The organism is Nitritalea sp. (genome assembly GCF_054166705.1).
Genome location: NZ_JBSZCV010000012.1, coordinates 165,332 through 172,131 on the forward strand (window position 1 = coordinate 165,332; position 6,800 = coordinate 172,131).

The 6,800-nt window shown below is 50.2% G+C and carries 5 protein-coding genes and 1 tRNA gene; 5 read left to right on the top strand and 1 reads right to left on the bottom strand.

All coding sequences use genetic code 11. The features are described from left to right. The first annotated feature begins 141 nt into the window (after positions 1-141). The 3 genes from ccoG to ACXIT9_RS09780 all read left to right on the top strand — a co-directional run bounded on the left by ccoG (position 142) and on the right by ACXIT9_RS09780 (position 2,891). Positions 142-1,563 (top strand): cytochrome c oxidase accessory protein CcoG, encoded by a 1,422-nt coding sequence (gene ccoG, locus ACXIT9_RS09770; protein WP_458056041.1) that lies wholly within the window; start codon positions 142-144, stop codon positions 1,561-1,563. A 112-nt stretch (positions 1,564-1,675) separates the two neighbouring features. Continuing rightward, positions 1,676-2,110, top strand: coding sequence for a FixH family protein (locus tag ACXIT9_RS09775; RefSeq protein ID WP_458056042.1), 435 nt, complete (start codon positions 1,676-1,678; stop codon positions 2,108-2,110). Between the two features lie 61 nt (positions 2,111-2,171). Beyond that, complete coding sequence (locus ACXIT9_RS09780) at positions 2,172-2,891, top strand: sulfite exporter TauE/SafE family protein (protein ID WP_458056043.1); 720 nt, start codon at positions 2,172-2,174, stop codon at positions 2,889-2,891. 140 nt (positions 2,892-3,031) lie between these two features. Here the strand turns inward: ACXIT9_RS09780 and hemN are convergent, their stop codons facing one another. Further along, a complete protein-coding gene (gene hemN / locus ACXIT9_RS09785) occupies positions 3,032-4,387 on the bottom strand; it encodes an oxygen-independent coproporphyrinogen III oxidase (protein WP_458056044.1) in 1,356 nt (451 codons plus the stop codon). Positions 4,388-4,878: 491 nt separating this feature from the next. Between hemN and ACXIT9_RS09790 the strand changes: the two genes are divergently transcribed. Both ACXIT9_RS09790 and ACXIT9_RS09795 read left to right on the top strand, forming a co-directional pair. Beyond that, a tRNA-Ser gene (locus ACXIT9_RS09790) sits at positions 4,879-4,966 on the top strand. A gap of 424 nt (positions 4,967-5,390) precedes the next feature. Next, positions 5,391-6,776 carry a tyrosine-type recombinase/integrase gene (locus ACXIT9_RS09795; protein ID WP_458056045.1) on the top strand — a complete coding sequence of 462 codons (1,386 nt, stop codon included), beginning with the start codon at positions 5,391-5,393 and terminating at the stop codon, positions 6,774-6,776. Positions 6,777-6,800 lie beyond the last annotated feature (24 nt).

A 6,800-nucleotide genomic window follows, 5' to 3' on the forward strand; every position in this document is an offset into this window, starting at 1 on the left:
AGGCGCTGAGCGCCAAAGTAAACGGCCTCAGCGGCTACTTCAATTACCCCATTGCGGGGAGGATGAACATCCTTCCCGCTCCTTACCCCATCACTTGCAAGATTCCCCTACGCCACATCCACCTATTCTCCCCTTTATATCATGAAAAATCCCCATCTCAATCCAGAAAAATTTCGCGACGCGCTCGCCACGGTGAAAGAGGATGGTGCGCGTAACTGGATCTTCCCGAAGCAAGTCAGTGGCTGGTTTTACAGCGCCCGTACCTACCTGTCATGGCTGCTTTTGGCTGCCTTTTTTGCAGGGCCTTTTATACAAGTAAATGGTCGTCCCTGGCTGCTTTTTAATATTTTTGAGCGTAAGTTCATCCTTTTTGGCGCCGCCTTTTGGCCGCAGGATACGCATATTTTGATTTTTCTGATGTTGACGCTTTTTGTCTTCGTCATCGTGTTTACCGTCGTCTTCGGCCGTGTCTTCTGCGGCTGGGCCTGCCCGCAGACCCTTTTTATGGAGATGGTCTTTCGCAAGATCGAGTACTGGATCGATGGGGATGCTGGGCAGCAGCGCCGTCTGGACGCCATGCCGTGGAACGGTGAAAAGCTGCGCAAGCGGCTCCTTAAGTGGTCCGTCTTTTTAGGTGTCTCTGTGTTGATCGCACATACCGTGATGGCCTACCTCATCGGCATGGATCGGGTGATCGCCCTGATCCAAAGCTCCCCTGCTGAAAATTGGGCGGGTTTCTTCGGTCTGCTGGCCTTTACCGGGGTTTTCATGTTTGTTTTCACCTGGTTCCGGGAGCAAGCCTGCTTGGTGGTCTGTCCTTATGGCCGCTTGCAGGGTGTGCTGCTGGATAAAAACAGTATAAACGTCGCCTACGACTATGTGCGGGGTGAGCCTCGAGGACCTTTGCGCAAGCAAAAAGCCCAAATAGAAGAGCCGAAAGGGGACTGCGTGGACTGCTCCCTCTGTGTGCAGGTCTGCCCGACGGGAATCGATATCCGAAATGGCGTGCAGATGGAATGTGTCAACTGTACCGCTTGCATCGATGCCTGTGATGCGGTCATGGAGAAAGTGCAGCGCCCGAAAGGACTGATTCGCTATGCTTCAGAGGCGGGCATTACCGAGGGGAACAACCGACTTTGGACGGGAAGAGTGAAGGCGTACACGGCCATTTTAACGCTGCTGGTGGGGATTTTCGTGACCTTGCTGTTGACGCGCACGGATCTGGCGGCCACTGTTACCCGCTTCCGAGGCATGACCTACCAAGAGCGCGAGGGCGGAATGGTTAGTAATCTGTATGAGGTGACATTTATTAATAAAACCTTTAAGGAGCAAGCGATCGCGCTGCAGCCGGAGGACCCGACACTTCGCTTGGAGGTGGTTGGGGACCAGCACTGGGTGCTCGGGGAGCAAAGTAAATTTGAGGGGCGCTTTTTCCTGGTACGGGAGCAGGCGGCTATCCGCCAAAATCAGGAGGATGTGGTGCTGCTGCTGCTCCAAAACGGGGAGGTGATCGATCGGCTGAAGACTTCCTTCGTGGGGCCAGTTCAGCGGGCTGCCCTCTAGCGCCGAGCCTTTTCCTTTCTCCCTTGCTGGGCGGTGGCCTTGCTGAAAGGAGGCTTGAGGAAGAGGGAGGAGCCGTTAAAATAGGTACACAACAGTTAAACATAGACATAAGATGAAAATGAATTGGGGAACAGGAATCGTATTGGTGTTTGTCGCTTTTGCCACTATTATGATCAGTATGGTGCGCATCTGCATGAAGCAGGACGATTTACACCTGGTGACAGAAAACTATTATGCGGAGACGATCCGCTATCAGAGCCACATCGATAAGGTGGGGAATACAGCGGAGCGTGGCCAGCAGGTGATGCAGGCGCTGCCAGGTCAGGCGGCGCTGCAGTTTAGTCTGCCGGCGGGAGCGAGTGGGGAGTTGCACCTTTTCCGTCCTTCCGATGCACGGCTGGACCAGCGATTGCCGGTGGCGGCCATGCTGGCGGAAGAGGTGCAGGTCCTGCCTTTAGAAAGCCTGAAGGCGGGTTACTGGAAGGCTAAGCTGACCTGGCAGCTAGGCGATCAGGCTTACTATGAGGAGCTCAGCTTGCACCTGTAGGTTAGGTGGGAGCGCTCGGTGATTTTTCCGAGTGAGGAGACAGTATAAAGAAAAAGAAACCATGCTTTGGACAGGATTTTTATTGGGATTTTTAGGGAGTGTGCACTGCGTCGGCATGTGTGGCCCCATCGCGCTGGCGGTGGGAGCAGGAGGAGGCAAGCAGGCCCTGCCCCGCCGCTTCCATCTCCAAAAGCTCGTGTATCACCTCGGCCGAACGTTTACGTACAGTCTGCTGGGTTTGCTCATTGGGCTGCTGGGCTTCTCCCTCTTTTTAGCGGGGATGCAGCAGTCTCTTTCCCTGCTGGCGGGCTTTTCTCTGCTGCTGATGGCCTTTTTTTACAAGCGTTCGGAGCGGCTGGCTAGTCAGGGCATGGCTTTTCGTTTTGTCCAAAAGCTCCGTGGGCAGCTTGCGCATCACTTGCGCCAGGGTGGCTATCGAGCACATTTTTTTACCGGAGTGTTAAATGGTCTTTTGCCTTGTGGGATGGTGTATCTCGCGCTGTTGGCGGCCTTTGCGCTGCAGGCGCCCCTGGAAGCGGCAGCCTACATGGCGGCTTTTGGCTTGGGTACGAGTCCGCTGCTGCTGGCCCTGATGCTGGGAGGGCATTTGCTGCCGATGCTTTGGCGCGAGCGCCTGAACCGCGCGATTCCTTATATGGCCGTGCTTATCGGGCTGCTTTTTGTGCTGCGCGGCCTGGGACTGGGGCATTTCCTTTCACCGGCACTGCCCACGCAAGCGCCCGCTGTGGGAGTGGAAATGACGCTTTGTGGCGGGATGTGAAGGAAGGTAGATAGGGGACCGTCTAGGCTGGGCCAAAGAAAGAAGAAAGGAGTGCGGCTGGGCTACACTCCTTTGCTGGGGTTGAACTGTAATACGTCTAAAAAATCTCTTTTTAGATACACTTTTCGATGCGGAAGGGGCTATATCGACTGGCTGTAGCGCCGCTGTGCCGTACTGTCCTCATGCAGGCGGCGGTCGAAGACCATACAAATGTTCCGAAGGTAGGCCATGCCAGCGGGGCGGATGCGAATTCCTAGTTCGGAGAAGTGGAGCAAGCCTTCGGCGCGGAAGGTCTCAAGTTGGTTCTTGGCTTCGGTGCTGAGCCCCTTGAAAAAGCAGCGGTTCCATTCGGCGCGGCCATTACACGTCAGGGCCAGTAGGAGGCGGCGGGTTTCGATATCTTCTGAGTGCATCACATGTCCTTTTACATGTGCGCTGCGGTCCAGGCGAAGTAGTGCCTTATAGGTGTCTACCTCTTTCTCGTTTTGGACGTAGGCATAGTGGATGTCGCTAATCGCTGAGCTGCCCAGCCCTAGCAGGATGCGAGAGGGCTTCACGGTATAGCCCATAAAATTGCGGTGCAGCCGCGCTTGCTCCTTCGCCTGACAGAGTGGGTCTTCCGGCAGGGCGAAGTGGTCCATGCCGATTTCCTGATAGCCGAGCTGGGTGAGCAGTTCGCGTCCCAGGGAATAGAGCGCTCGTTTTGCGGCGTTTTGCGGCAGAAAGGCCTCAAAGCTTTTTTGTGCGGGGAAGGCCTGTGGCAGATGGGCATAGCTGTAGAAGGCGATGCGCTCGGGTCGCAGGGAGGCCACCTCGCTGAAGGTCTGGCGAATGCTTTGCGGTGTCTGATGGGGCAGCCCATAGATCAGGTCAAAATTAATGGAGGTGTAGCCGATCTCACGTGCGGCCTCGGTCACCTCGACCACTTTTTCAAAGGGCTGGATGCGGTGGATGGCTCGCTGTACTTTCGGGTCGACATCCTGCACGCCGAAGCTCACCCTGCGGAAGCCTAGATCGTAAAGCCGCTGAAGGTGTTCGCGCGTGGTGTTATTCGGATGTCCCTCGAAGCTCAGTGCAGCATCGGGGGCCAGTGTTCCTGAGTCTAGCAGCTCGGATAAAAGGAGCTCCAGGTGTTCGGGAGAGAAAAAGGTGGGGGTGCCTCCGCCAAGGTGTATGCCAGAGATCAGCGGCTTGGGTGGCAGTGCTGCCAGGTGCTCCTCCCATTCTTTCAAGAGGCTATAAACGTAGGGCTCTTCAACCTGGTGGTTTTTCGTGATGCGCTTCGTGCAGCCACAGTAGGTGCAGAGACTTTCGCAGTAGGGGAGGTGGATGTAGAGGTGGATGCCTTCCTCCTCGCCGAATTCTGCGTAGGCCTGTCGGAGTAGGATCTTCCATTCGGTGCTGTCGGGCATCTGTTCCCACTGCGGTACGGGCGGGTAGCTGGTGTAGCGTGGTGCCGGCACATTATATTTTTGGATAAGTGTTGCGTTTTCCATGTTTTCCTGCTGTTAAGGCATGCATAGTTTTGGGCTCCAGCCCAATTCTGCCAGTAAAGGTCGCCGATAGAGGGGGCGAATCTACTGTCTCTGCTCATGTGGTGACCTGATAAAAGTCATAAAAAAGCCAGATATTTTAAAAATATAAGGAGTGAAGGGGGCTTCCGGGGGCTTCAGCGGGGAGAGGGCGTTTTTTTGTTGCGGGCCTGCTTTGTGGAGGGGGCATAAGTGGGGGCTATTTTTCGGGGAGGGCGCCTGGCGGCAAAGGTCGGGTATTTGGAAAAAAATCGTGTTTTTACGCGAAGTTTGGGGGCTAGGCCTTATGGAAGGATGTCTTGGGAGCTTTGATGGGGGGCTTTCGATAGGTTTTGAGGCGTTTTGGGCGGCTTTCAGTTGTGTGAAAGGGTATAGTTTGGTTTTTTTCGGCCTTGTTAGCAGGGGTATTTGGAAAAGCGCTAGGGATTTCCTTTCTTTGCACTCCGAAATCACACAGAGAGGTGTCCGAGTGGTTGAAGGAGCACGCCTGGAAAGCGTGTATACCCCTAAAGGGTATCGAGGGTTCGAATCCCTTCCTCTCTGCAAATTAAAGTCCTAACTATCCAAAATAGAGGTAGTTAGGATTTTTTATTTTTATTCAGTAGCGGAATTAACAGCAAAAAAGTTTGGATGTAGTGTTTGTGGATCATTGAGCATCATTCGAAGCTTTAGGTGTTTCTTTTTATTGGTTTCTAGCGTTTTCGTAGTTATTTTGTGTAGTAAAAAATCCTGGAGGCCTGTTTTTTTATTTCAGGTGCCAAGAGGTTTTGTTTTTTAGCTGGTAAGGTTGTGGCCGTTTGAATAAGCGATTATGTTGGGTTCGATACATATTTTGGAGTGACTTCACCTAGCTTATTAAGAATGAGCCATGAATTTGAGTCTTGGTGACATTTTATAGATAAACGTTTAAGTTGGGTTTGAGGCTTTTGATTAAATATGAGATGGATTATTTTTAAAGCGTTTGTATGTGAATAAAGATACGCTTTCTATGGAACAGAGCCCCCTTACCTTGGAGATTGTAGGCAGGAAGTTGATTTTGAAGATGCCAAAGAATGAAGCGGGTATTCAGTTTATCCGGTCGATCAGGTATACTCGCTGGAACAAGGATGACTTTTTATGGGAAATTCCTCATTATCCTGGAAATTTGGAGAAGTTGAAGGGATATTTTGGAGAGCGGTTGACAAGTATCACGGAGCGTCCTGTCATTGAAGTTCCACAGAAAGGACAGACAGTCTTTTTGGATAAAAATCAAGTATTGATAGTCAAGACAGTCGAGGGACGAATCCGTTTATTTTTTGGATTTCATGAGAGGCTGATGAAACTAGTGAAGACTTTTCCTTATTATCAGTGGGATAGTAAGAGCAAATCTTGGAGTGTGCCGTATTCTGAGCAGTTTTTGGAAGAGTTGAAAAAGAAAATAATAGAATTGGGTTTGCTATGGATTTATAAAGAAGAAGCTCCTTATAAGGTAAAGCGAAAGTCAAGTGCTGAGACCCCTAATTACCGCAGGTGTCCGGAAGAGTATATTCATAAGTTGCAGGAGCGGAGGTACAGCGAAAGTACTTTAAGGGCCTATGTGCCACTTTTTGAAGAGTTTATCAACCATTTTTCTGATATCCCTTTGGATGATTTAGGTGAAAAAGAGGTAATGGAGTTTTCGAGGTATTTGGTTACAGAGCGAAAGGTTTCGAGCTCCCATCAGAATCAGGCGATTAATGCAATTAAGTTTTATTTCGAGAAGGTAAAAGGAGGAGAGCGAAAATACTATCATGTGGATAGACCAATACGTGAGAAGGCACTTCCGGAGGTATTGAGTGAGGAAGAGGTGATAGCTGTTTTACAAGCAACGACTAATTTGAAACATAAGGCAATACTCATGATCATTTATTCAGCTGGTTTAAGATTAGGCGAATTGATTCAATTAAAAATTAAGGATATTGATTCTAAGCGAATGCAAATTAGGGTAGAAAGTGGTAAGGGGAAAAAGGATAGATATACATTACTTTCTGCTAGGACATTGGAGGTTTTGAGGAATTATATCAGAGAAGTAAGACCCTATTATTTTTTATTTGAAGGATTTGGGAGTACGTTAGAAAAACCTGTGAAATATGGGAGGAGGAGTGTTCAAAATATTTTGAAAGCGGCTGTTGAAAAAGTCGGGATTAAGAAAAAAGTAACTGTCCATACCTTACGCCATTCATTTGCTACTCATTTACTGGAGCAAGGAACAGATTTGCGGTACATTCAGGAATTACTAGGGCATGAAAGCCCGAAAACGACTCAAATTTATACTCATATTACAACGAGAGGTTTTGGACAAATAAAAAGTCCGTTAGACAACTTGGAAATTTAAGGGGGTAGTTGTACCTTTCTGTAA

Excerpts from the sequence above, each read along its gene's own strand:
- ACXIT9_RS09780 (WP_458056043.1), top strand. The coding sequence starts at position 2,172 with ATGCTTTGGACAGGATTTTTATTGGGATTTTTAGGGAGTGTGCACTGC.
- ccoG (WP_458056041.1), top strand. The coding sequence starts at position 142 with ATGAAAAATCCCCATCTCAATCCAGAAAAATTTCGCGACGCGCTCGCC.
- hemN (WP_458056044.1), bottom strand. The coding sequence starts at position 4,387 with ATGGAAAACGCAACACTTATCCAAAAATATAATGTGCCGGCACCACGC.
- ACXIT9_RS09775 (WP_458056042.1), top strand. The coding sequence starts at position 1,676 with ATGAAAATGAATTGGGGAACAGGAATCGTATTGGTGTTTGTCGCTTTT.